Here is a 24,962-nt window from a genome sequence, read left to right on the forward strand (position 1 = left end):
AACGTGATTGGTGATGAGATCGCACAAGCTTTCACAGGTGTGAAATGGGGGGTGTATATCCGTTATTTGGGTTATGGCTGATATTGGTTCCGCCCTGAAATGCCGGCCAACAGAAAAGCAGATCTTCAGTGTATGCAAATCCGCTTTTCGCTTTTGATTTAACCACTCAGGGCGCAACCCCAACCCACCCCATCACCGATGCTGAAACCGCGGCAACGCCGCAATCCGCAACTTAGGCTCCTGCAACCGCGCCAAGTCCGTTGCAATCTGCGCCCGCCAAAAATGCGCCCCTGCCAACTGCGCATCCACCCACGCCTGGCGCAGCAGTACCTTGGCCTTGTCCACCGCCCCATAGCTCCCCTGGCGCAAGATCAGTTGCGCCTTGATCCGCAACATCTGCGGCACAAACCAGCGTTCATGGCGGCCAACCGCCAATTGCAACGTGTCTTCCAACACTTCCAACGCCAGTTTTTCCAGGCCCAGGCGCGCCAGGCCCAAGACATATTCACATCGAAGCAGGCTGTAGAGCTGGCTGTCACCCTGGCTTTGCAGGTGGTGCAACGCTTCGCCCAATTGCGGTACACCCGTTTCCGGCGAGCCCTCGCGGATCAGCAGGATGTTCTCGAAGCACAGCCGAAATTGCCGCCAGATCGGCAGGTCCTGACGGGCAGTGCTGCTTTGCAGCAGGCCCAGGTAATAGCGCAGTTTTGGCAAGTTGGACGCCAACAGCGCCAGCGGCAGAGCGCCCAGGCACAGGGTGTACCAGAGGGTGGCGGGGTGGTCGAGGCTGACGGCGTCGTCCACGCAGCTGGCGATCAGGCGCAGCGCCGGGTCGACATCGCCTTCGAGCAGTTGCACCTTGGCCTTGAGGCAACGGGCAGCAATGCGTTGGTCAAAATGCACGTCGATGATGTGCGAGCGCGGTGCCGACGGTGAGCCAAGGGCTTCATCGATATTTTGCCGCGCGCCCAGCAGGTCGCCCATATGAAACAGCGCCACGGCGCGCATGCGTTTGCCGAGCAATTGCTGGTTGCCACTGCTGTTGAGGGCGATATAACGCTCGGCCAGCTCCAGGGCTTCGGTGTATTGGTTGCAGCCGCAGCGGTCGGTCCACAGGCCCCACAAGGCGCGCATTTTGTGTTCGGCATCACCAAGGTCGCGGGCATCTTCGCGGACTTGGCGCCAGGCTTCGCGCATTTCTGCGCCGGTGCCGTAGGTCAGCATCAGCACGCTGGCCAGGGCGGTTTGCAGCAGCATGCGCTGGCGTACGGCCAAGGGTGCGACGGCGTCGCTCGCCAGGCCCTTGTCGACCCAGGTGCGGCACTCACTGACCCGCGACAGGCGCAACCACAACGGCACGCCGCCCAGGGTCAGTTCGATGGCCAAGGGCAGCTCGCCGCTGGCGGAATAGGCCCATTCCAGAGCCGAGCGAATGGTGCTGTTTTCGGGGCCGTAGAGGGCGATCCAGGTGTCGGGCGACAGGCCGTCCAGGGTTTGCCCGGCTTCTTGTAAAACGCCGAGGGCATAGTGGGCGTGGCGCCGGCTGGTGGAATTGACTTCGCCGTGTTCTTCGAGCTTTTCCAGGGCATAGGCGCGGGTGGTTTCCAGCAGGCGATAGCGTTTGAGCAACTGCGCCTCACCGGCAATCAACAGCGATTTGTCCATCAGGCTTTCGAGCAACGGCAGGGCGTTGCGTGGGTCCAGGCTGCTGCTGGCGGTCATGGCCTTGACCGCATCCAGGGTGAAGGAGCCGGTGAACACCGCCAGTTGGCGCAACATGGCCTGCTCCTCGCCACTGAGCATTGAGTAGGTCCAGTCCAGCGTGGCACTGAGGGTGCGATGGCGGGCGAGGGCGGTACGCCGGCCGGTCATTTGCAGGCGGAAACTGCCGTCGAGCAGGCCGACCAGGTCCTGGACGCCAAAGGTGCGTACCCGCGCGGCGGCGATCTCGATGGCCAGTGCATTGCTGTCGAGTTTGCGGCAGATGGCGCAGACGGCTGCCACGTCGTTGTCGTTGAACACAAAACCAGGGTCGAGGGCGCGTACGCGCTCTACAAACAGGCGCACGCCGGACCAGGCCAGTGCCTCGTCGGCGTTGAGGCGGCTGCCTTCGTCGGGCACTTCCAGCGGCGCCAGGTCATGCACCCGTTCGCCGTCGGCGCGCAGCGGCTCGCGGCTGGTGGTCAGTACATAACATTGCGGGGCGCAGCGCAGCAGGGTTTCCACCGCGTCGGCGGCGGCCGGCAATACGTGCTCGCAGTTATCCAGTACCAGCAGCAGGCGGCGTTCGGCCAAAGCGGCGGCGATGGTCGGCAGCGGTTCAGTGCTGATGGTCTGGATACCCAGGGCGCTGGCGAGCATGCCGGCCACCCATTGCCCGCTGGTGGCGGGCGCCAGGTCGACGAAGCAGGTGTCAAGCTTGAATTCATGCGCCAGCCGCTGCGCCACGGCGGTGGCCACGGTGGTCTTGCCGATGCCGCCGGGGCCGGTGAGGGTGACGAAGCGCTGGCTGAGCAATTGTTCGGCAAGGCTTGAAATCAGGCTGTCGCGGCCAATGACCTCGCAGGACGGCACGTGCAGCGCAGGCTCTTCGGTGCGTGCAAAGAGCACCGGCAAGCTTTCTTCGCCGGCGGTTTGCACGGTCACCGGCGCCACAAAGCGGTAACCGCGCCCCGGCACGGTGACGATATAACTGAAGTTGCCATCGTCGCCCAGTGCCCGGCGCAATGCGACGATCTGCGCACGCAGGTTGCATTCCTCCACCACCACCTTGGGCCAGGCGAAGGCGATCAGTTCGGTCTTCTCCAGTAATTCGCCGGCGCGGGTGGCCAGGGCGATCAACAGGTAGAGGGCGCGGCTCCCCAGGCTGACCGGCTCACCGTTACGCAGCAGTACGTGCTGCCTGGCCAGTAACAGGAAGGGGCCAAAGCCCAGGACATGCTCGGCGGCTGCCGGGGTCGGGTGATCGGTGTCCATCAAGGACACTGCGTGGTTCTTGCTCGAGCTCATCAATTCGTCCTTTTTATAGTCGGGCTTGTTATTGGCGATCAGGCCATTCGCCCTTTTTGGGGTGCAGATGTGCAGCAGCAGTCTTGGAAAGTTGATGTCGATCAGAAAGTCGGAAAGGCCGCCCTCCTTTGGGGCGTAGTCGTTGTTATAGGCGTTCCACGGAGCATGTTTCAGTGGATGAGACTGTCTCAAAGCTGAAACATTTTATTACCAGAAACCCTGATAAAGCAGAATGTATGCCAGTTGGCATGTAACGAAGATGACAACAACCGCATGAAATTTATGGTGAATTTTATGGTCGTTGGCGACCTGGGGATGCCGTCGTTCGGAAACACGAATATTTCTAATTGTGTCGTTCGGGATGCCGAATAAAAACGCTGGTGATTTGACGGTGGTTTATTGGCTTTGTATTACAAAGTATCCCTGCACCACCTTGATACATCGGCATGACGTTCTGGCGTACCGGCGACACAGACCGGATACACGCCTGGCTTTAACTCTGTTCACCAGCTGGCGCAGGCGGTCACCCACCGCCACACGCGCCCTGGCCAACTCAGTCAAGCCAGGAGATATACCGATGAAGCGACCCTACGCGGCCCTTGCGGCCACTTTCGCCCTGTCCCTCAGCGCCTTTGCGGCGATGGCCCATGCCGACGACGCCAAGCCCCAGGAAAAATGTTTCGGCGTGGCCCTCGCCGGTGCCAATGACTGCGCCGCCGGCAAAGGCACCTCGTGCGCAGGCACCGCCACTGCCGATTACCAAGGCAACGCCTGGGTATTGGTCGACAAGGGCACCTGCACCCAGATCAAGACGCCCAAAGGCTTCGGCAGCCTGACGGAACAGCCGTGATCCAGCGTCTGTTGCCCCAAGCGCTGTTGTTGCTGGTGGCTCGGCTGGGTATCGCGGCGGTGTTCTTCTTATCGGGGCGTACCAAGGTCAGCGGTTTTCTAAGCCTCAAGCCGTCGACGTACACCCTGTTCCGCTCGGAATACGCCTTGCCGCTGATCCCGCCGGACTGGGCCGCGCACTTGGCGACCTACGCCGAACACCTGTTCCCGCTGTTGCTGGTGCTCGGCCTGCTGACTCGCTCGGCGGCCGCCGCGCTGCTGGGCATGACCCTGGTGATCGAGGTGTTCGTATACCCCGAGGCCTGGCCGACGCACCTGACCTGGGTGGGCCTGTTGCTGCCGCTGCTGGCCTATGGCGGCGGGGCGTGGTCGCTGGATCGCCGGCTGTTCGGCAAACCTTAACAACCTTGATGGAGATACCCGATGCGCATGCTTTCTGCTTTGGCCATGGCCATGGCCCTGACTGTCCCCGTGCTGGCCCAGGCGGCCGATACACCGCTGCCCGGCACCGGTAAAAGTGTGGTGATCGTGCCCGGCTCGTTTGTCGACGGTTCCGGCTGGCGAGTGGTACACGACATCCTGATTCACAAGGGCTACAAGGTCACCGTGGTGCATCAGGGCCACGAAAACCTCGCCGCCGATGTGGCCGAGGCACGTGAAGTGCTGGAGCAACAAGTTGGCCCGGTGGTGCTGGTGGGCCACAGTTCCGGTGGTGCGGTGATCTCGATTGCCGGCGACCGCGATAAGGTCAAGTCGATGGTCTACGTTTCGGCCCTGCAGCCGGAAGTGGGCGAGAACATGGCCCAGTTGATCGGCTCGATGCCGGCGCCCAGCGATGACATCAAGCAGAGCCGCGACGGCCATCTGTTCTTTGATCGCAGCAAATACAACGCTGACTTTGCCGCCGACCTGACCCCCAACCGCACCGACTTCATGGCCGCCTCCCAAGTGCCGGCCACCACCGCCTTGTTCGGCGGCACCGTGTGGGCGGCCGCGTGGCATAAAAAGCCGACGTATGCCGTGGTATCCACCGAAGACCGGGCGCTGAGCCCCGCGCTGCAACGCTGGATGTACCAGCGTGCCGGTTCCAAGGTCACCGAAATCAAGGCGAGCCACTCGGTGTACATCTCCCAGCCTGAGGCGGTGGCGAAGGTCATCGAAGACGCTGCTTCCGTTATCAAATAATTGCTCTCACCCCACACAGCACTCAAAGAGGAAATACCCATGAACACTGCACTCAAATCCCGTCTGAGCCTCGCCGCTGCCGCCGCCCTGATTGCCATGGCGTCGGCGTCATTCGCCAGTGCCGCAAGCGCCGCCGACCAACAGGAAAAACCCGGCCGCTGCTACGGCGTCAACAGCTGCAAGGGCGAAAGCCTGTGCGCCACCGCCAAGCACGACTGCAAGGGCCTTAACAGCTGCAAGGGCGAGGGCGTGATCGTCAAGACGCCGTCTGAATGCCTCAAGGCCGGCGGCACGTTGACTGAACCGAAATAAATCCACCCGGCGGGTCTGAGCCGGGCCCGCCACCTTTTTGCGAAGGTCTGCCATGTCGACATTTAACCCGCGCTTTTCCGGCTATGGCCTGGGGCTGCGCAAGGAACATTACGGCGACTTCCTGGAAACCTCGGTGCCCGTGGACTTTGTCGAAGTGATCTCTGAGAATTTTATGGTTGCGGGTGGGCAACCACGGCACATCCTGCGCCAGATCCGCGAGCGTTACCCGGTGGCGCTGCATGGGGTGTCGATGTCGATCGGCACCGCCGAAGGGCTGGACCAAGCGTACCTGTTGCGGCTCAAGGCGCTGGTCGATGAGGTGGAGCCGCTGTTTGTCTCCGATCACCTGAGTTGGTCGCGCAGCGGTGGTTTTAATGCCCACGACTTGTTGCCGGTGCCCTATACCGACGAGGCTCTGGACCGCGTGTGCGCCAATATTCATCAGGCCCAGGACGTGCTCGGCCGCACGCTGCTGGTGGAAAATCCGTCCAGCTACCTCTCTTTTGACGGGGCCTGCATGAGCGAATGGGCATTTATCACCGCCATGGCCGAGCGCACGGGCTGCGAGTTGTTATTGGACGTCAATAATGTGTTTGTCAGTGCCAGCAACCATGGCTTTGATGCTCAGGCCTTTCTCGACGGAATCCCCGCCGAGCGCGTGCGCCAGATTCACTTGGCCGGGCATAGCCAGGGCCGTGAGCTGTTGATCGACAGCCACGACAGCCCGGTGTGCGCCGGGGTTTGGGATTTGTATGCCAAAGCCATTGCGCTGCTCGGGCCGGTGGCCACGATGATTGAGCGTGATGATGCTATCCCGTCGCTGGCCGAGTTGCTTGAAGAGCTGTCGATGGCACGGGCTTTGGGGCTGGCGCGATGAACCTGGCGCAGTGGCAACAGGCATTTCGTACCTGGCTGGTGAGTGCGTCGGATGACTCGTCCCGGCTGCTGGGCGATCACCACGCGGGCCTGGCGGTGTACCAGAACAACTATCGCGCGCAGCTGGTGGGTTGCCTGGAGCAGGCGTTTCCGATGGTGCGACGTTGGCTGGGAGAGGAGGCGTTTCTGGCGGCCAGCATTACCCATATCGACCAGCAACCCCCGCATGCCTGGACCCTGGACGCGTACCCCGAAGGGTTTTACGCAACCTTGAAGGCCGTGTTGCCGAATAACCCGGATGTGCACGAACTGGCCTGGATCGAGTCGGCGCTAAATGAGGCGTTTGTCGCCGCCGATGCATCGCCCTTGCCGTTGCAAGCCCTGGCCGAGCTGGATTGGGACAGCGCCGTTTTACGCCTGACGCCGTCGTTGCGCTGCCATGGGCTGAGCACCAATGCTGAGGCGATCTGGTCGGCGTTGTGGCAAGACGCGGCTGCGCCGCAGGCGATGATGCTGGCAGAGGCGGGCGGCTTGTTGGTGTGGCGGCGGCAGTACACCTCACGTTTACGCCAGGTGAGTGCGTTGGAACTGGAGGCCGTGTTGCACTTGCAGGCCGATGGCAGCTTTGCCGGGCTGTGCGAGTTTCTGGTGGCGCGCCTGGGCGAAGAGGCGGGTGTGGCCCAGGCCGGCGAGTACCTGGCCGGGTGGTTGGGCAGTGAGTTGATCGTTGAATGACGGCGGCCAACATGAAAATTCGGACAGCCAGGCAATTGGCCACTGAAAAAAATCCGCCCAGCCCGTAATCTAATGGCCTTTGCCACCTGTGCGGATTGTTCATGTCTTCTGTTGCCGATGGGCTGCCTTCCAATAAACGCTTGCCGGCGGTGATCGCCTTGTCTTTGGGCATTGGCATGGCAACCCTGGACACCGCCATCGTCAATACGGCGCTGCCGACGTTGGCGCAGGGTATCGGCACTGATTCGGCCTCGGTGATCTGGGTGGTCAACGCCTACCAGTTGGCGATTATCGCCACGGTGCTGCCGTTCGCGTCGCTGAGTGATGTGCTGGGCCACCGGCGTGTGTACCTCGGCGGTTTGCTGCTGTTTATTGTCTCGTCGCTGTTTTGCGGGTTGGCCGGTTCGTTGCTGACCCTGACCGCCGCGCGAGTCGCCCAAGGGCTGGGTGCGGCGGCGGTGATGAGCGTCAACACGGCATTGCTGCGGCATATCTACCCGTCAAAAATGCTTGGGCGCGGCCTGGGCTATAACTCGCTGGTGGTGGGGCTGGCCTTCACGCTGGGGCCGACCGCCGCGTCGGCGATTCTGTCGGTGGCGAGCTGGCATTGGCTGTACCTGATCAACGTGCCGCTGGGGCTGCTTGCGCTGGGGTTGGGCCTGCGTTCATTGCCGACGCTGCCATTGACCGGCCACGCGTTCGATCGGTTGTCGGCGCTATTATGTGCCGGCCTGTTCGCGCTGTTGGTGCTGGGCCTCGGGACGGCGGTGCATGGCGCCCAAGGCGCACTGACCCTCGGTTTGATTGCGGTGGCGTTGGTGTGCGGCGCATTGCTGTTGCGCCGTGAAGCCGGTCACCCGGCGCCGATGCTGGCACTGGACCTGTTCAAGCGTCCGGTGTTTGCGTTGTCTTCCCTTACGGCCATCTGTGCGTTCAGCGCCCAGGGCCTGGCTTTTGTGTCATTGCCATTCCTGTTGCAGGCGGTGCTTGGGCATAGCCAGGTAGCCACCGGTTTTCTGATGACGCCGTGGCCTGCCGTGGTGGCGGTGATGGCGCTGGTGGCGGGGCGCCTGGCCGATCGTGTGTCGCTGGGCCTGTTGTGCGGCATCGGCTTGCTGATGCTCAGCGCGGGCATGGCGGCGTTGGCGACCTTGGGCAGCGGCGCCAGCGCCTTTGATATCGGCTGGCGCATGGCCTTGTGCGGCGCCGGTTTCGGTTTTTTCCAGTCACCCAACCTCAAGGCAATCATGACCAGCGCGCCATTGGCCCGCAGCGGTGGGGCCAGTGGCATCGTCGCAATTTCACGCTTGCTGGGGCAGACGCTGGGGGCGTCGTTGGTGGCGTTCTGTTTCCACCTGTCCCTGGGCAGCGGCCCGCAATACGCGCTGTGGCTGGGCTGTGGGTTTGCGCTGGTGGGCAGTGTGGCCAGCGGACTGCGTCTGTTGCCGTATAAACACAAGGTTTAGCCCTTGTAAAACACGCGGCGGCAACGCTAACGTGGCGGCCTGAGTATTTCGGGATGTTTCAGATTTATGTCCAGCCTGGCCCTACGCACTGCTGATACCACCTCCCGACGTGCCGCACTGACCCTGGCGTTATGCCTGCCCAGTGACGTGTTGCTCTACTTGCTGCTGCCCATGGAATCCCAGGCCTTCGGCATTACGCTGGCCCAGGCCGGGGTGTTGCTGGCAGCCAACCGCCTGGTACGGATTTTCGGCTACCGCCATGTGTTGAATTTCTACGCCCGCAACGGCGACCGCCTGACCTGCATGATCGCCGCCGGTGCTGCCACGGTGTGCGCCTTGGGCAACTCGATACTGTCTGGGTTCGCCGCACTGTTGGGGCTGCGGTTGATCTGGGGCCTGTGTTTTGCCGCGCTGAACCTGTCGACCCAAGTGCTGGCCACCTCTGAGCCTGCTGGCGCGGCGCGCAGGGCAGGGCGTTCGAGGGCGGTGATCGCCCTCGGACCGATGCTGGCATTGCCACTGGGTGGCTGGTTGACCCTGTGGGCCGGGCCGCGACCTATCTTTATGATTCTGGCCGGCTGCTGCCTGGTGGGGCTGTGGGTGGCGCGTGGCTTGCCAACTGCCGGGCATGATTTGCACAGCACCGGGCGGCGCTTCAAGTGGCCGGACAGTGTGGCGGTGTGGTCGTTTATCGAAGGTGTGGCGCTGGATGGGCTGTTTATCTTTGGCCTGTCGATCCAGGCGCAGAAGATCCTCGGCGGCGATGCCGTGTTGATCGCCGGTGGCTTGATGGCCCTGCGCTATGCCTCGGAGATGCTCCTGAGCCCGCTGGGTGGCCGTGCGGCGCAGCGTTTTGGCGCGACCTCAATGCTGTTGCTGTTTTCGTTCTTGAGTGCCTTGGCGCTGACGGCATTTGGCAGTTATTGGGTGATCGTTGGCGCAGCGGCGGTGCTGGTGTTGCGTGCGTTGCAGCTGCCACTGGTGACCACCTTGGTGGCCGAGCGCAACCCTGGCACGATGCGCGTTTCGGCCCTGGCGTCCAACGCGGTGTGGCGCGATGTCGGCGCCGGCCTCGGGCCGTTGTTGGCGGGGCTGTTGCTGCCGGTGGCGTCGGCGCCGTGGGTGTTTGGCCTGGCGGGCGCGGCGATTGCCGTCAGCGCGGTGTTCTGCTGGCGCGCGAAGGTACCCAACTGACTATCGGTTTTTAAAGCCTTCCAGCCAGGCGGGGTCGAAGCGGGTTTGTTCGATATCGATCCCCAGTGCCTGCATCTTCGCCCTATGGGCCTCCATCTCGCCGACCAGTTGCGCCTGGGCGCTGGAGTTGGCGTCCAGGTCGTGCATCTGCGTCAGGCCCAAGTGGTAAAAACGCAGGATCTTGAGGGCGGTGGGGTCGTTGGCCTGTACGCGGTCTTTGAGGGTGTGCATCACATTGGTCACGCGCATCAGGTTGCGCTTGAGCTGCCAGCCGTACACCGCAGGTGCAAGCCACTGCTGGGTCCAGAAGGGGCCGCGTACCAGGGCGACGGTGATCAATACGCCGGCGAATACGCCGCCGACGTTGAAGCGCAAATTGTCGCCGCCGGGTTCGCCGAACAGCATCACGGCCAGGGTCGACAGCAGCATGGCCAGGGCCATGAACAGCACGGCGATGATCAGCGTGCTGCGGCGGGTTTGTTGGCGGAAGGTTGCTGGGTCGCAGGGTTTGAGCTCGAACATCCGGGTCAGGTCTCAAGAAAGGCGGGGTGGCATCTTCGCATGCTTTGGGCAAACAAGTTGAACCATGGCTTGGGGTGGTTTCTCTAAACCTGTGTAGCCCATTTGAGGTAAGCCATCATGTCTGAGTACAAGCAACCGCCGCCGGGTACACCCAACCCTGAGCGTACGCCGGGAGAGGAGGAGCGTGACAACGATGCGTTGCGGCCCAATGACCCGGCCGAGCGTCAGGGCGAAGATGATGTGGAGCGGGTTGAGGAAGATCTCGAAAACCTGCATGACAAAGCGCGACCGCTATAGGTTCAGGAGGTGAGTGTGAGTAATCATCCAAAAGGCCCGGGTTCGGGTGAGCATGCGAGCGGTGAGGATGAATTGGGGTTTGATCCGGATTCGCCTGATGTGTCGGACCCGCAGGTTGATCCTGTTGGGCCGGCGATTGCGCCGTTGGATAAGGACAAGTCACGGGGGAAAAAGGTGGATTATGACCCGTTGGGGGATCTTAAGAAGCCTGAGTGATGTTGAGTGTACATATCCATTGCTGCGGTAACGGCGGCTTAGGGTTCCGCCCTGAAGATCAAGATCAAAATCAAGATCAAGATCTACAGCACGGCGGCCTGAAAGCCGACCTGAGGGGTTGAAGCAAGAGCCAGATCAAGTGCAAGGCAAAAGCCTATCCACCTGATGCAACCCGGACTAAATGTGGGAGCGGGCTTGCTCGCGAATGCGGTGTGTCAGTCAATCCATCTGTCACTGACACACCGCATTCGCGAGCAAGCCCGCTCCCACAGGTGACCGCATCCAACCTTGATGGTGAGGTTGGCAGTTGCTGTTGCTGTTGCTCCGGCCCTTACATCCTTTTCGCTGGCGAAGTCAGCGGTCTTTTGATCTGCGCTTGTGATCGTGATCTTGATCTGAAATCGCCCCCCCAAATCACTGGCGGATTGCGGGCATGCCGAGCCACAGCGAGGCACCGAGTGTTGGGGCACAGACCTTTTGGTTACTTTTGGCTGGGCCGGCATTCCGGGCGTTTGCCAAAAGTGACCCGCCGTCAGGGCGGAACCCTAGGCCGCCGTTACCTAAATAACGGATATGCACACCACCACCAATACCCTCACAAACCAAACCCCGCAATAGCGGGGCTTGATCACATCCAGGCGAAACTCACTTGGGCGGCACCCAGGTAACCTCGCTGATCCCGAACTTCTCCGCCCAGGGCCGGGTGGTTTTCTTGACCTGCTCATGACCCACGCGCCCGATGCGGCTGACATGCGCAATGTCAGCATCGACCGCCGCCCAGTGCCACGCTTCAGCGTTATTCATCACTTCGGCGCGTACCACAAAGGACTTCGGTTGACCGTGCAGTTGATAGTGAATGGTGTAGATTTTTGCGGTACTCATGTTGCCTCCCTGTCTTGTTATAGATGGATAGGCGGGCGTTCAAAAAGGTTCACTCAAAATGACAAGCCGTACCCCGGCGCGGCATAGTGACGCACTCGTCACGCGCCCAAGGATCGCGCCATGTCCCGATTGACTCACAGCCAGCTCTACCTGCAGCGTCTGGGCTACGACTCTGCCCCGCCACCCACGCTCAAAACCTTGCAGGACCTGCAATTGCGGCACGTCTGCACCTTCGCCTTCGAGAGCCTGTCGACCTTGCTGCATGCTCCGGTGCCGATCGACCTGCCCAGCATCGAGCAAAAGGTCCTGCTGGACGGGCGCGGTGGTTACTGTTTCGAGCTTAACTACCTGTTCCTGGCACTGTTGCAGGAACTGGGCTTCGACGCTCGCGGGCTTACCGGCTGGGTGGTGATGGGCGGGCCGCCTGATGCGCGCACCGGGCGCACCCATCGCCTGAGCCTGGTGACCCTGGACGGCGTGCGTTATGTCACCGACGTCGGCTTCGGCGGCATGGTGCCCAGCAGCCCGTTGCAGTTGGACACCGAGGCGCCCCAGGCCACCGCCCATGAGCCTTATCGCCTGACCTTCAACGGCGCCGATTACACCTTGTGGGCGCAGGTGGGCGAGGAGTGGCGTGGCTTGTATGTGTTCGACCTGCAAGTGCAGGCCGATATCGACTACACCATCGGCAATTGGTACGTGTCGACACACCCGGCCTCTGTCTTTGTCGGGCAACTGAAGGCGGCGCTGTTGGCGCCGGGTAAACGCCATACCTTGGCCAACGCCCACTATGCGGTTCACTGTCTTGACCGACCCAGCGAAAAACGCGCAGTCGAAACTACTGATGAGCTGCTGACACTGCTTCAAGACACGTTCGGCATTCGTTTGCCGGCGCACCCGCAACTTCGCGAAACACTTGATGGCTTAATAATGGCAAACTCCAAGGAGTCTTGAGCTAGAGCCTTCGCTGAACCGTTTTACCTTCATGTCAATGCAAATTAATTCGAACCTTTGGCGAAAGCCGAGGTTCGAACCGGTTCCTGAATAATTTGCTCACCAGACAAGGAGATTTAAAACGATGTCTAAGCTATTCGGAAAAATCCTCAAGGGTTCCTCGCTGCTGGCGCTGGTCACCGCGCCGGCTGTGGTGTTCGCCGCAGCACCGACTGGCCCGATTTCCGTCCTGGGCCTGCAGGGCAGCTATAACGACTTCAAACTCGAAGGTGGCAGCGAAAGCGACAAGGACCACATGCCCGAAGCCGGCCTGTTCTACAACTTCGGCAACAAGCTTACCGCCGAGTCCGGCTTTATTTACCAAGCCGGTATCGAAGCCAAATACGGCGAAAAAAGCAGCAATAAACTCAAGGAAGGCCAGGCTGACCTCGACCTTGGCTGGCGTGCCGCGCTGGACGCGCGCAACTTCGTCGACGTGATCGTAGGCGGTGGCTACAGCTGGACCCGCTACGAGCCGGACACCAATGATTACGACGTCAAGCTCACCAACAAATCGCCGTTCGCCAAGGCTGCGCTGGGTTACAACCACCAGTTCGATGACATGACCCTGCGTGTCGAAGCCGGTGCCCGCCGCACCATTGATGGCCGGGCCAAGCTCAAGGTCGATGGCGTGGGCAGCGACACGGTGGACCTCAAGGACCGCACCAACCCATACGCCGAAGTCAGCCTGCTGATGAACCAGAAAGGTGACTTGCCGGTGATGGCGGGCCTGTATTACACCCGCACCGAATACAAGCTCGACGATGACTCCTATGTCGCCGACAACACCAAGCTCAAGCGCGACGAGTACGGTTTTAAAGTCGGTATCGCGTTCTAAGCGCAAGCCTGAATGCGGGGCGGCCAACGCCCCGCATTCGACTGTCCGCCCAAGCCCCCTTTGTGTCCCCCAAAACCCTCAACGCCCTGCCTTCGCTGCCTTAGTGTGCAAACAGCTTCCACGGCACAATAAGAGAGGGTGGCCATGCCCCGTACCGCTTTACTGTTGCTCGTACTCAGCCTGCTGACGGCTTGTGACGACACGCCCAAACCTCCCCCCGAACGCACGGCTGCCACCACAACCATGCCCGCCGACCCGGCGCTGGCGCAGGTCTACGACACCAGCTGCAAGCTGTGCCACGCCAACCCGGCCGCCGGCGCACCGTTGGCGGGCGACAAGGCCGCCTGGAGCCCACGTGTTGCCCAGGGCGCCGACACGCTGCTGGATCACAGTATCAACGGCTACAACGGCATGCCGCCGATGGGGCTGTGCATGCAGTGTTCCGAAGAGCAGTTCCTGGCGCTGATCAGCTTTATGGCCGGTGTTCAACTCCAATAATAAAAAGAGGTGGTGGATGGCGCTTTCACGGCGGCAACTGTTGCAACGCTCGGCGGTGGCCGGGGCATTCCTGGCCCTGTCGAGTAACCCGGTGTTGGCTCAACTGGCCCGCGCACCACGGCTGATCCCGTGGCGCAACTGGTCGGGCGCGCAGACCTGCCTGCCGCTGGCGCGCCTGGCACCCAAAGACCTGGATGAATTGGTGCAGGTGATTCGCCAGGCGCCGAGCACTATTCGGCCCGTAGGCTCGGCGCATTCCTTCAGCGCCCTGGTGCCCACCGACGCAACCTTGTTGTCGCTGAGCTACTTCAATGGGCTGTTGGAACATGACCTCGCAACTTTGCAAGCGACCTTTGCCGCCGGCACGCCGATGTCGCGCATGGGGCCGGCGCTCAAGGCCGTCGGCCAGGCGCTGCCGAACATGGCGGATATCGACTACCAGACCCTGGCCGGGGCGATTGCCACCTCCACCCATGGCACCGGCGTGGGCTTTACCTCGTATTCCGGTTGCGTCACCGGCCTGCAACTGGTCACCGCCCAAGGCGACGTGCTGGACTGCGACGCGCAACACCATCCCGAGGTGTTCAGCGCCGCGCGCGTGTCCCTCGGCGCGCTGGGCGTGGCCACCCGGATCCGCTCGCAGAACCGCGCACCGTACCGGCTGCGCGAACGTCAGTGGATCGCCAAGACCGAAGAGTTGCTGGAGGATGTGCCGAAGAACACCCGCGAAAACCAGCACTGGGAAATGCTCGTGGTCACCCATTCCGACTACGCGCTGTCCATCGCCCTCAACGAAACTGATGACCCCGAAACACCTCCCGTCGACCCGGCGGAGGCGGGCGGCAATGAGTTTGTGTCGATCATCGAAAAGCTCGACAAGTATGGCAGTGATTTTCCGGGCACCCGCCGCACCTTGCTCAACAGCCTGCGCTTTTTCGCCAGCTTTGAAGATCGCGTGGCCGAGTCGTTCCAGGTCTATGCCAATGTGCGCAACGTGCGTTTCAACGAGATGGAATACTCGGTGCCCGCCGAGCACGGCCCGGCGTGCCTGCGAGAAATTCTCAAGCTGATCACCGACAAGGACCTGCGCACCTGGTTTCCCATCGAGTACCGCTACGTCAAGGCCGATGACATTCCCTTGAGCATGTTCGAGGGCCGCGACAGCTGTTCGATCTCGGTCCATCAACATTACGCCATGGACCATCACAACTTCTTTGCCGCCGTGGAGCCGATTTTCTGGAAGTACGCCGGCCGCCCGCACTGGGGCAAATTGCACACCCTCAACGCGCGCACCTTGCAGCCGCTGTACCCGCGCTGGGACGAATTCACCCGCGTGCGCCGCGAGCTGGACCCGAGCGGCAAATTCCTCAATGCGCACCTGTCATCGATCCTGGGAGTGGCCTGATGAAACGCCGACATTTTGTGCTGGGCGCCGCAGTCGTGGCAGTGGCGGGTGGCTGGATGCTGCGGCCAAGTGATCGCGGCGGCCCCTACAGCGAGTATTTCCGCAGCCTTAATGATGAACTCAAAGCCCATGGGCCGATGCGCCCGGTGATGCTGATCGACCTGGACCGCCTGGATCACAATATCGACGTGGTGATGCAGTCGGTTCAGCGTGGCGGCAAGCATCTGCGCCTGGTGGAGAAGTCGCTGCCGTCGCCGGGGTTGCTGGCGTATATCGCCAAGCGGGCGGGCACTGCGCGGTTGATGTCGTTTCATCAGCCGTTTTTGAATCACGATGCGCAGGTGTTTCCCGAGGCCGATATCCTGATGGGCAAACCGTTGCCGGTGCGCTCGGCCGAGCTGTTTTATCAAACCCATAAAGGCCCGTTCGACCCGGCCAGGCAATTGCAGTGGCTGCTGGACACGCCTGAACGGTTGCAGCACTACCTGACGTTGGCGCAAGGCTTGGGTACGCGGTTGCGGGTGAATATCGAGCTGGACGTGGGGCTGCATCGCGGCGGTATCAGCGATAACGCGGTGCTGGCGCAGATGCTCACGCTGATCAGCGCCAACCCGCAACACTTGGAGTTTGCCGGGTTTATGGGCTACGACCCGTTTGTGGGCATGGGCGTGCCGGGCATTCTCGGTACGCCACAGGCGCTGTTTGAGCAGGTGATGCAGCGCTACAACGCCCATGTTGATTTCACCCGTCAGCAGTTTGCCGGGTTATGGCGTGAGGGGCTGACGCTCAATACTGCGGGCAGCCCCAGTTACCGTATTCATGAGCAGGAACAGTTGAGTACGGAGGTGTCGGTGGGCACGGCGTTGCTCAAGCCGACGCATTACGATTTGCCGTCGTTGAGTGAGCATGTGCCCGCTGCGTTTATTGCTACGCCGGTATTGAAACGCACCGGACCGGTGGAAATTCCGGCGCTGGATGGCAAGTCGCGGGTGTTTTCGTGGTGGGATGCGAACCAGCGCGAGACGTTCTTTATTTATGGCGGTAACTGGATGGCGCAATTCGAGTCGCCGCAGGGGCTGCAAAGCAATGAGCTGTTTGGGCGCAGTTCTAACCAGGAGATGGTCAACGGCTCGCCTGCGGTGCAACTGAACATTGATGATCAGGTATTTTTGCGCCCGACCCAGAGTGAGTTTGTGTTGTTGCAGTTTGGGGATTTGCTGGCGGTGCGTGGCGGTAAAATCGTCGAGACCTGGCCGGTTTATTCCTGAAAAAAAGGGGGCTTATGTGGGAGCCAGTTCCCACATAAGCCAGTGCTGCTCCTACTTCAAATCGGGCTTACAGGGCAAAGGGAATGGTCAGCTTGGCCCACAACATATCGCCTTCCGGCCGGTTCTTCACATCAAACTCCTTGGCCCAGCGCACCTCGGCGCTGGCGTATTTCAAGAAGGTGAAATACACCGCCGGGCCAATCGCGAACACTTGCCCCTTCACGCCGTCATTCACTTCATCGCCATAGATATTCACCACCGTGCGCCCGTACTGCTTATCGTCGGTGGTCTGTTTCAGGTAATAACCGTTGATACCCAGGCTCAGGTTGTCGGTCACCTTGTAGCTGGCCGAGTAGTCGAAGTGGAAGATCTGGCCGGAGCGGTAGTCGGTATCGTGGTTTTCTTCGTTGAAGCTGTAGGTGGTCTTGATCGACAGTTCGGTACGCTCGTTGGGCATCCAGGTCGCAGAGACCAGCGGCTTGTAGGTGTAGAAGTTGTTGCTGGTGTTGGCCAGGCGGGTGGCGTCGTATTCTCCGGTGGGCAGGGTGATTTCCACGGCGGCGGCCAGGGTCAGGTTTTTGCCCATGTCCCACAGGATGATCGGCGCCACAGTGGTGTCGCCCATGCTTTCGCGGGTGTCGGACATACCGAACAGCGCCACCTGTTGCTTGATATACGGCTGGGCGATGTAGCCGCCCAGGCGCCCGCCGAACACACGCACGGGGCTCAGGTAATCCAGGCGCGGGATGATCGCGTCGGACTTGATCCGCACTTCTGAGACCTTGCCGCCGAGGGAGCTGATGTCCAGTTTGCGTGCCTGGTAGTGGTTGTAATACAGGTTGAACGCGAACATATGGTCGGGCAGGTTGTTCACGTCCAGCGGCAGGATGTAGAAACCATCGGTGCCGGGGCCGATGTTGTCGACGCCGCCTTCGGTAGCCATGGCTGGCAGGCTGAGCAGGCTCAACAACGCCAGTTGCAGGGGGGGAAGTGCTCGGGTGGGGTTCATGTCTGGCCTCATTATTATTGTTAGGGCACCGCTGACGTTAGAAATAAGCCCTCAGCGCGCGACGTGGCAGGGTTTTGGCGGCCAGATAAGGGGACTTTGCCGGACAGGTTTCACTCAGGGTGCAGCGGCTCTTGCAAGCGCCTATGATTAACAGGATGTTTCTAAAACAAGAACTGAAGTACTCAGTCAGGAACCCGTGAGCCATGCAAAGGAAAGCCGTTGACCCGCAATTTGAATTGGCGCTGGTGTCGCCGTTCCTGTTGCAAACCCTTGCGCACGTGGTAGCGCAAAAGGGCGCGAATGCCCAAGCCTTATGCCGGGGCCTGGGGTTTACCCTGGCCGACCTGGATGACCCGGCCCAGCGCATTTCCTATCGCCAGGCCGTGGCAATGATCCAGCGCGCACTCAAGGTGCTGCCCGATCAGGGGCTGGGCCTGTGGGTGGGGCATCAGAACGTGCTGGGCACCCTCGGTCTGCTCGGCCATGTGATCTCCCTGTGCAAGACCCTGCGCGATGCATTTGCCATTGGCGAACGCCATCAACACACCTCCGGCGGCATCGCCACCACGCGTACCCATGAGACCCTGGAAGAAGTCCACGTTGACGTTGAATGCTTGCTGCCGTTTGCCGAGGTGCAGGTGTTTGCGGCCGAAGAGTTCTTCGCCAGCCTGATGGTGTATGGCCGCACCTTGGTGGGGGAGGCGTTTATGCCACTGCGCATGGAGTTCGTACACGCTGCACCGCCTTACGAGGCGGAATACCAACGCCTGTTTGGCGCGGATGTGCGCTTTGGCTGCCTGCACAATCGCATGGTGCTGGCCCCGCATTGGCTGGATAAACGCCTGCCTAACCACCACGCCCTGGCGTTGCGCCAGGCCTTGGAGTTGCTGGAGTTGGAAAGCGCGCAGTTGCACCAGAAGATGGACCTGATCCAGGCCGTTGAGCGCGCTATTTCGCGGGATCTGCACGGCAGCCAGCTGGAGAAGGTCGCCGGTGACTTGAACATGAGTGGGCGCACCCTGCGCAGACGCTTGACCGAACACGGGCTGACCTTCGAAGCCTTGCTGGAACAGGTTAGACGCGCCCGCACTATGGGCCTGCTGGGCAATCCGGGTTTATCGATTGAGCGCATTACCGAGGAAGTCGGCTACAGCGATGTGCGCAGTTTTCGGCGCGCGTTCAAGCGCTGGACCGGGGTGAGCCCCAGTGCCTTTCGCGGCGAGGGAGGAGGGGCCTAGCCCCCGGGGGAGCCGATAAGCCTGTATGAAGAAGCCCCGAACCTGTCGGGGCTTTGTCCATCAACCCAAGGCCGCGAGCTGCGCCACGGTTTCCGGAAAACGTGCCACCAGCCGAATCAAGGTGGTGGCCTGGGCATTGGGCTTGGCCCGCCCTTGTTCCCAGTTTTCCAGGGTGCGTATATTGGTGCGCAGGTACATGGCGAACACCGAGCGCGAAAGATTGAGCTGTTGGCGCACGGCGACCACTTCTTCGGCGCTCAGGGGGGCCAGGTTGTTGAGATGGACCTTGTGGGTCCGCAGGGTGACTTTGCCTTGGCGTTCTTCGGCCAGGGCGTCGAAGCCTTCGACCAGTTCGGAAAAGATTTCACGTTTCATCATGTGTTCTCGCTTTGATTTCCCTGTCCAGCATGTGTTTTAGGGCTTTCTTGTGGTTGGGGGTAAGGTCGTCGTCCTGTTCGTGTTTGCCGTACAGGGTGAACAACCAGAATTGCGTGCCGCCCGACCACCAGTAGTAAATGACCCGCAAGCCCCCGCGTTTGCCTTTGTTGCGTCGCTCATCGACGAAACGTACCTTACGCAACCCGCCGGTTCCCTCGATCACGTCGCCCGCTTGCGGGTTCTTCATCAACTCCTGTTGAAAGCCCTGGAATAGCTCGTCACTCAGATAGTCCCTGCGATGCCGTTCAAAGGCCGGCAACTCGATAAATAGAGCATCCATGTTCTGTACGTAGCCTGCGTATAGTGTGGTGGCCCACGCGCCTTGGGTCAAGTGACCGGGCTGTGGGAACTTTCCTAAAACGCAACCACCATAAGGCCGCCTTCAGCGAGTAGATGCCAGACGAATAGGTAGTAGATGAAGGAAATTTCTACAGTATGAGCAGGCGAAAGAATTGATCCTCAGAAACGCAAAACGGCGCCCGAAGGCGCCGTTTTGTTTACTGCTTCAATCTAAGCGATCAAACGCCCAGCACCGCGTGCTGCACCAGGGTGAGCAACGGTTGTGGGTATACGCCCAGGAAGAACGCGAGCAGGGCGATGGCCAGCAGCATCACGCCGCCTGCCTTCTGTTCCCAGTGCAGCTCGGCGTCCACGCGGCGCAGGTTTGGCTCGATCAGGTACAGGGTGACCATCACACGCAGGTAGTAGAACACGCCGATGGCGCTGCCCAGTACCAACGAGGCAACCAGCCACCATTCGTGGGCTTCAACACCGGTAGCCACGATGTAGAACTTGCCGATAAAGCCTGCGGTCAGCGGGATACCGGCCAGGGACAGCATCATCACGGTGAGCACGGCGGTCAGGTACGGACGGCGCCAGAACAAGCCGCGATACTCGTACAGGGCGTCGGCGTCACGGCCTTTGAACGGCGAAGACATCAGCGTGATCACGCCGAATGCGCCGAGGCTGGTGATCACGTAGGTAACCAGGTACACGCCCATGGCTTCCACGGCCAGGCCTTTGCTCGCCACCAGCGCGATCAGCAGGTAGCCGAAGTGCGCGATGGAGGAGTAACCGAGCAGACGCTTGAGGTTGTTCTGGGTCAGCGCCAGCAAGTTACCGAACAGGATCGACGCAATGGCGATCACGGTCAGCACGGTGCTCAGCACGCCGGTGTTGGCCGCAGGCGAGATCTGGAACAAACGCACCATCACCGCAAACACCGCAACCTTCGACGCCGTGGCCAAAAACGCGGCCACTGGCGCCGGGGCGCCTTCGTACACGTCCGGGGTCCACAGGTGGAACGGCACCAGGGACAGCTTGAACGCCAGGCCGATCAGCATCATCGCGAGGCCCAGTTGGGCTATCGGCGCAGGCATGTTGGTGGCCGCCAGGGCGTGACCGATACCGGTGAAGCTCAGGTTGCCGGCCTCTGCGTAGAGCAGCGCCATACCGAACAACAGGAACGCGGAACCGGCCGCCGACAGCACCATGTACTTGATGCCGGCTTCCAGCGAGCGCTTGTTGAAGAAAGCGTAAGCCACCAGGCCATAGGTCGGGATCGACAGCAGTTCCAGGCCGATGAACAAGCCGGCCAGGTGCTGAGCGCTGACCAGCACGATGCCACCGGCCGCAGCCAGCAGAATCAGCAGGTACAGCTCTTCCTTGTTGCCAGGGTAGCCGGTGCCGCCTTCGCCGAGGTAGGCGTGGGCGAGGGTGACGCAGGCCAGTGTGGCAACCAGGATCAACGCGATGTACAGCAGCGCGAAGTCATCGACCATCATCAGCGGGGTCACGGCCAATGGCGCGACCTTGAGTGCCGGGATGATCGACAGCAGGGCCAGGTTAAGACCGGCACACGACAGCAGGAACGTTTGCGAGTGATTGCGGCGCCAGGCGATTGCCAGCATCACCGCCACAACGGTGAGGCTGGTAATCAGCAGCGGCGCAAGCGCGATAAAGTGTTGGATCGTGAATTCCATAGCGCTCTTACCGGGCCGAAGCGAGTTGAGAGAAGGCGGTGCCGATCCACTGCTGCACGCCATGCATCGTCGCGGCAGAAGTGTCCAGGAACGGTTGCGGGTACACACCGATGTAGATCAGCAGCACCGCAAGGCCGAGCACCATGATCAGTTCACGAGCATCCATCCCTTGCAGGACAGTGTCGGACTTGGCCGGGCCGAAGTAGGCGCGGTGGATCATGATCAGCGAGTAGACCGAACCGAACACCAGGCCCGAGGTAGCAATGGCACTGATCCACGGTGTGTGTACGAACGACCCCATCAGGATCAGGAACTCGCCGATGAAGTTACCGGTGCCCGGCAAGCCCAGGGACGCGGCGGCGAAGAACAGGCTGATGGCCGGCAGGTACGCGATGCGCGACCACACGCCACCCATTTCACGCATGTCACGGGTGTGCAGGCGCTCGTACAGCTGACCACTGAGGATAAACAGTGCGGCGGCCGAAACACCGTGGGCCAACATCTGGATCACCGCGCCTTGCAGCGCCAGCTGGCTGCCGGAGTAGATGCCGATCAGGACGAAACCCATGTGGGAAACGGACGAGAAGGCAATCAGACGCTTGATGTCGGTTTGCGCAAAAGCCAGGAACGCACCGTAGAAGATCCCGATCAGACCCAGAGTCATGGCGATCGGCGCGAACTCGGCCGAGGCATTCGGGAACAGCGGCAGGGCGAAACGCAGCAGGCCATAAGCCGCGGTCTTCAGCAGGATACCGGCGAGGTCGACGGAACCTGCGGTCGGCGCCTGGGCGTGAGCGTCAGGCAGCCAGGAGTGGAACGGCACCACCGGCAGCTTCACCGCGAAGGCGATGAAGAAGCCCAGCATCAGGATGTACTCGGTGGTCAGCGACATCTTGGTTTTCAACAGGTCGGCGTAGTTGAAGGTAATCACGCCAGTGGTGTTGAAGTTGACCAGTACCAGACCCAGGATCGCCACCAACATGATCAGGCCGGAAGCCTGGGTGAAGATGAAGAACTTGGTCGCCGCGTAGATCCGGGTTTTCTTGCCGTCCGAAGAACTGTGACCCCAGAGCGCGATGAGGAAGTACATCGGCACCAGCATCATTTCCCAGAAGAAGAAGAACATGAACAGGTCCAGCGCCAGGAACACGCCGACAACGCCGCCCAGGATCCACATCAGGTTCAGGTGGAAAAAGCCCACGTGACGCTGAATTTCTTTCCAGGAGCAGAGTACCGAGAGGATACCCAGCAAGCCGGTCAGCAAAATCATCAACAGCGACAGGCCGTCGAGGGCCAGGTGCACGTTGATGCCGAAGCGCTGGATCCACACGTGCTTGAATTCAAGCGCGAAGGTTGGATCGACACCCGGTGCCGGAGCGAATGAATAGTCACCGTGGGCCCACAGCCAGAGGCCGAGCGCGAGTTCCAGGGACATGGTCAGCAACGCAATCCAGCGGGGGAGGGTGGCGCCGAAGCGTTCACCCATCCAGCAGAGCAGGCCGCCGATAAAGGGGATCAGGATTAGCCAGGGCAGAATCATGACGGGCTCGTTTCCTTTTGCAAGTTCGCAAAGTACGCAATGTTCATAGTCATATCGCTACCACCACGATGGCGCCGATCACCAGCACCGCACCGGCAGCCATGGAAGCTGCATACCAACGCAATTGGCCCGTCTCGCTGCGGCTCAGGGCGGTGTGACCGGCCTTGGCGGCGCGCGGGATCAAACCGATGGTCTGGTCGAGCGGGTCTTTGCGCAGAATGTGGCTGATCGCAAGGTAAGGCTTGACGAACAGTTTGTCGTAGATCCAGTCGAAGCCCCACGCAGCGAACCACCAGGCCGAGAGGAAGCGACCAATGCCACTGTTGGCCACGGCCGTTACGAAGCGACGCTTGCCCAGGAACAGCAGCGCGGCCAGCAGGATGCCGGCGATGGCGATGGCACCCGAGGCGATTTCCAGGCTGTGTTTGGCGGCGCCACCGGCATGGCCGGCGCTTTCCGGCAGTACACCGGCCAGAGGCGGGGTGATCATGGCGCCGATGAAGGTCGACAGGATGATCAGCACCGACAGTGGCAACCAGTGGGAGATGCCATGGCCTGCGTGCGCTTCGGTCTTGGCTTCACCGTGGAAGGTGATGAAGATCAGGCGGAAGGTGTACAGCGAGGTCATGAACGCACCCACCAGGCCTGCGTACAGCAGGTTCTGGTTGCCGCTGGCAAAGGCTTCCCAGAGGATTTCGTCCTTGGAGTAGAAACCTGCGGTCACCAACGGCAGGGCAGCCAGCGCGGCACCACCGACGATGAAGCTGGCGTAGGCCAACGGCAGTTTCTTCCACAGGCCGCCCATCTTGAAGATGTTCTGCTCGTGGTGGCAGGCAACGATCACCGCACCCGAAGCGAGGAACAGCAGGGCCTTGAAGAAGGCGTGAGTCATCAGGTGGAAGATCGCCGCGTCCCAGGCACCCACGCCCAGGGCCAGGAACATGTAGCCGATCTGGCTCATGGTCGAGTAGGCGAGGATACGCTTGATGTCGGTCTGCACCAGCGCGGCAAAACCCGCCAGTACCAGGGTCACGCCACCGACCAGCCCTACAAGATGCAGGATTTCCGGTGCCAGGGTGAACAGGCCGTGGGTACGTGCGATCAGGTAGACACCCGCAGTAACCATGGTTGCCGCGTGGATCAGCGCCGACACCGGCGTAGGGCCGGCCATCGCGTCCGCCAGCCAGGTTTGCAGCGGCAGTTGCGCAGATTTACCCACGGCGCCGCCCAGCAGCATCAGGGTCGCGAGGGTGATCCAGAAGTCGCCGACCTGAAATTTCTGCGGTGCCAGCACCAGCAGTTCCTGGATGTTCAGCGTGCCCACCTGTTGGAACAGGATGAACAGGCCGATGGCCATGAACACGTCGCCGATCCGGGTAACGATAAAGGCCTTGAGTGCGGCGTTACCGTTGTTGCGGTTGCTGTAGTAGAAACCGATCAACAGGTACGAGCACAAGCCCACGCCTTCCCAGCCGAAGTACAGGAACAACAGGTTATCGCCGAGCACCAGGAACAGCATGCTGGCGATAAACAGGTTGGTGTACGAGAAGAAGCGCGAGTAACCGGCCTCGCCACGCATGTACCAGGACGCGAACAGGTGGATCAGGAAGCCTACACCCACCACCACGCCGAGCATGGTGATCGACAGGCCGTCGACGTAGAGGGCGAAGTTGGGCTTGAAGCCGTCCACCGACATCCACTGCCACAGCACCAGGGTGTAGTGGCCGCCTTCCGGCGGCGCCACGTTGAATTGCCAGATGACGTAGGCGGCGACGATGGCCGACAGGCCAATGGACCCCACACCGATCAGGGCAGACAGGTTTTCCGACCAGCGTCCACGGGAGAACGACAGCAGCAGGAAACCGATCAGGGGAAATACGAAAGTCAGAAAGATCATGTTCATCCGCGCATCTCACTGGCAGCGTCGATATCAAGCGTGTGGAAGCGACGATACAGTTGCAGCAGGATCGCCAGGCCAATACTGGCCTCGGCGGCTGCCAGGCTGATCACCAGGATGAACATGACTTGCCCATCCGGCTGCGCCCATCGGCTACCTGCAACCACGAACGCCAGTGCGGCGGCGTTCATCATGATTTCCAGGCTCATCAACACGAACAGAATGTTACGGCGAACCATCAGGCCGACCAGGCCAAGGCAGAACAGGATGCCGGCGACCGCCAGACCATGCTCCAAAGGGATAGCAGGCATCG

The 24,962-nt window shown here is 61.1% G+C and carries 26 protein-coding genes; 16 read left to right on the forward strand and 10 right to left on the reverse strand.

Annotation, left to right across the window (positions count from 1 at the left end; translation table 11 throughout):
• Positions 1-192: 192 nt before the first annotated feature.
• Entirely contained in the window at positions 193-3,009 is a 2,817-nt protein-coding gene (locus FFI16_RS08635; protein ID WP_178112653.1) for a winged helix-turn-helix domain-containing protein, read from the reverse strand.
• A gap of 577 nt (positions 3,010-3,586) precedes the next feature.
• Here FFI16_RS08635 and FFI16_RS08645 point away from each other — a divergent pair.
• The 8 genes from FFI16_RS08645 to FFI16_RS08680 all read left to right on the forward strand — a co-directional run bounded on the left by FFI16_RS08645 (position 3,587) and on the right by FFI16_RS08680 (position 9,626).
• Entirely contained in the window at positions 3,587-3,859 is a 273-nt protein-coding gene (locus FFI16_RS08645) for a DUF2282 domain-containing protein (protein WP_017137583.1), read from the forward strand.
• Entirely contained in the window at positions 3,856-4,260 is a 405-nt protein-coding gene (locus FFI16_RS08650) for a DoxX family protein (protein WP_138814922.1), read from the forward strand. Before FFI16_RS08645 ends, FFI16_RS08650 begins: the two co-directional genes overlap by 4 nt.
• A gap of 21 nt (positions 4,261-4,281) precedes the next feature.
• The gene (locus tag FFI16_RS08655; protein ID WP_138814923.1) at positions 4,282-5,043 is read left to right on the forward strand and encodes an alpha/beta fold hydrolase; all 762 of its coding nucleotides are present in this window, start codon (positions 4,282-4,284) and stop codon (positions 5,041-5,043) included.
• 39 nt (positions 5,044-5,082) lie between these two features.
• Entirely contained in the window at positions 5,083-5,355 is a 273-nt protein-coding gene (locus FFI16_RS08660; RefSeq protein WP_017137586.1) for a hypothetical protein, read from the forward strand.
• Positions 5,356-5,407: 52 nt separating this feature from the next.
• Complete coding sequence (locus tag FFI16_RS08665) at positions 5,408-6,232, forward strand: DUF692 domain-containing protein (RefSeq protein WP_138814924.1); 825 nt, start codon at positions 5,408-5,410, stop codon at positions 6,230-6,232.
• Entirely contained in the window at positions 6,229-6,966 is a 738-nt protein-coding gene (locus FFI16_RS08670) for a DNA-binding domain-containing protein (protein ID WP_138814925.1), read from the forward strand. The genes FFI16_RS08665 and FFI16_RS08670 overlap by 4 nt, the downstream gene beginning before the upstream one ends.
• Before the next feature lie 101 nt (positions 6,967-7,067).
• A complete protein-coding gene (locus tag FFI16_RS08675; protein WP_138814926.1) occupies positions 7,068-8,432 on the forward strand; it encodes an MFS transporter in 1,365 nt (454 codons plus the stop codon).
• A gap of 66 nt (positions 8,433-8,498) precedes the next feature.
• Complete coding sequence (locus FFI16_RS08680; RefSeq protein ID WP_138814927.1) at positions 8,499-9,626, forward strand: MFS transporter; 1,128 nt, start codon at positions 8,499-8,501, stop codon at positions 9,624-9,626.
• Here the strand turns inward: FFI16_RS08680 and FFI16_RS08685 are convergent, their stop codons facing one another.
• Positions 9,627-10,148, reverse strand: a complete 522-nt coding sequence (locus FFI16_RS08685) for a DUF3087 domain-containing protein (RefSeq protein ID WP_138814928.1) — start codon at positions 10,146-10,148, stop codon at positions 9,627-9,629. It abuts the gene before it with no gap.
• A gap of 117 nt (positions 10,149-10,265) precedes the next feature.
• On the opposite strand from FFI16_RS08685, the gene FFI16_RS08690 reads away from it, so the two are divergent.
• On the forward strand, positions 10,266-10,445 hold the full coding sequence (locus FFI16_RS08690) for a hypothetical protein (protein ID WP_138814929.1): 180 nt from the start codon (positions 10,266-10,268) through the stop codon (positions 10,443-10,445).
• Between the two features lie 15 nt (positions 10,446-10,460).
• Positions 10,461-10,661 (forward strand): DUF6021 family protein, encoded by a 201-nt coding sequence (locus FFI16_RS08695; RefSeq protein WP_138814930.1) that lies wholly within the window; start codon positions 10,461-10,463, stop codon positions 10,659-10,661.
• Between the two features lie 645 nt (positions 10,662-11,306).
• On the opposite strand, the gene FFI16_RS08700 is transcribed toward FFI16_RS08695, so the two are convergent.
• Positions 11,307-11,543, reverse strand: coding sequence for a DUF6555 family protein (locus tag FFI16_RS08700; protein WP_017137532.1), 237 nt, complete (start codon positions 11,541-11,543; stop codon positions 11,307-11,309).
• A 120-nt stretch (positions 11,544-11,663) separates the two neighbouring features.
• On the opposite strand from FFI16_RS08700, the gene FFI16_RS08705 reads away from it, so the two are divergent.
• The 5 genes from FFI16_RS08705 to FFI16_RS08725 all read left to right on the forward strand — a co-directional run bounded on the left by FFI16_RS08705 (position 11,664) and on the right by FFI16_RS08725 (position 16,545).
• The gene (locus FFI16_RS08705) at positions 11,664-12,497 is read left to right on the forward strand and encodes an arylamine N-acetyltransferase (protein WP_138814931.1); all 834 of its coding nucleotides are present in this window, start codon (positions 11,664-11,666) and stop codon (positions 12,495-12,497) included.
• Between the two features lie 124 nt (positions 12,498-12,621).
• The gene (locus FFI16_RS08710; protein ID WP_138814932.1) at positions 12,622-13,374 is read left to right on the forward strand and encodes an outer membrane beta-barrel protein; all 753 of its coding nucleotides are present in this window, start codon (positions 12,622-12,624) and stop codon (positions 13,372-13,374) included.
• Between the two features lie 144 nt (positions 13,375-13,518).
• The gene (locus FFI16_RS08715; RefSeq protein WP_138814933.1) at positions 13,519-13,872 is read left to right on the forward strand and encodes a cytochrome c5 family protein; all 354 of its coding nucleotides are present in this window, start codon (positions 13,519-13,521) and stop codon (positions 13,870-13,872) included.
• A 76-nt stretch (positions 13,873-13,948) separates the two neighbouring features.
• Positions 13,949-15,277 carry a D-arabinono-1,4-lactone oxidase gene (locus tag FFI16_RS08720; protein WP_178112730.1) on the forward strand — a complete coding sequence of 443 codons (1,329 nt, stop codon included), beginning with the start codon at positions 13,949-13,951 and terminating at the stop codon, positions 15,275-15,277.
• A 59-nt stretch (positions 15,278-15,336) separates the two neighbouring features.
• Positions 15,337-16,545 carry a DSD1 family PLP-dependent enzyme gene (locus FFI16_RS08725; protein WP_178112731.1) on the forward strand — a complete coding sequence of 403 codons (1,209 nt, stop codon included), beginning with the start codon at positions 15,337-15,339 and terminating at the stop codon, positions 16,543-16,545.
• A gap of 67 nt (positions 16,546-16,612) precedes the next feature.
• Here FFI16_RS08725 and FFI16_RS08730 read toward each other — a convergent pair whose 3' ends face one another.
• Complete coding sequence (locus tag FFI16_RS08730; protein ID WP_138814936.1) at positions 16,613-17,554, reverse strand: transporter; 942 nt, start codon at positions 17,552-17,554, stop codon at positions 16,613-16,615.
• Positions 17,555-17,757: 203 nt separating this feature from the next.
• On the opposite strand from FFI16_RS08730, the gene FFI16_RS08735 reads away from it, so the two are divergent.
• Positions 17,758-18,792 (forward strand): AraC family transcriptional regulator, encoded by a 1,035-nt coding sequence (locus FFI16_RS08735; RefSeq protein WP_138814937.1) that lies wholly within the window; start codon positions 17,758-17,760, stop codon positions 18,790-18,792.
• Between the two features lie 60 nt (positions 18,793-18,852).
• Here FFI16_RS08735 and FFI16_RS08740 read toward each other — a convergent pair whose 3' ends face one another.
• The 6 genes from FFI16_RS08740 to nuoK all read right to left on the reverse strand — a co-directional run bounded on the left by FFI16_RS08740 (position 18,853) and on the right by nuoK (position 24,960).
• Positions 18,853-19,167, reverse strand: a complete 315-nt coding sequence (locus FFI16_RS08740; RefSeq protein ID WP_138814938.1) for a DNA-binding transcriptional regulator — start codon at positions 19,165-19,167, stop codon at positions 18,853-18,855.
• Entirely contained in the window at positions 19,157-19,510 is a 354-nt protein-coding gene (locus FFI16_RS08745) for a toxin (RefSeq protein WP_138814939.1), read from the reverse strand. Before FFI16_RS08745 ends, FFI16_RS08740 begins: the two co-directional genes overlap by 11 nt.
• Before the next feature lie 238 nt (positions 19,511-19,748).
• On the reverse strand, positions 19,749-21,212 hold the full coding sequence (gene nuoN / locus FFI16_RS08750) for an NADH-quinone oxidoreductase subunit NuoN (RefSeq protein WP_017137523.1): 1,464 nt from the start codon (positions 21,210-21,212) through the stop codon (positions 19,749-19,751).
• Between the two features lie 7 nt (positions 21,213-21,219).
• Positions 21,220-22,752, reverse strand: coding sequence for an NADH-quinone oxidoreductase subunit M (gene nuoM / locus FFI16_RS08755; protein WP_138814940.1), 1,533 nt, complete (start codon positions 22,750-22,752; stop codon positions 21,220-21,222).
• A gap of 49 nt (positions 22,753-22,801) precedes the next feature.
• Positions 22,802-24,655: an NADH-quinone oxidoreductase subunit L gene (gene nuoL / locus FFI16_RS08760; RefSeq protein WP_138814941.1), complete on the reverse strand. Its 1,854-nt coding sequence runs from the start codon at positions 24,653-24,655 to the stop codon at positions 22,802-22,804.
• Entirely contained in the window at positions 24,652-24,960 is a 309-nt protein-coding gene (gene nuoK, locus FFI16_RS08765) for an NADH-quinone oxidoreductase subunit NuoK (RefSeq protein ID WP_017137520.1), read from the reverse strand. Before nuoK ends, nuoL begins: the two co-directional genes overlap by 4 nt.
• Positions 24,961-24,962: the final 2 nt, after the last annotated feature.

The sequence above is a fragment of the Pseudomonas sp. KBS0710 genome, assembly GCF_005938045.2.
Lineage (GTDB): Bacteria > Pseudomonadota > Gammaproteobacteria > Pseudomonadales > Pseudomonadaceae > Aquipseudomonas.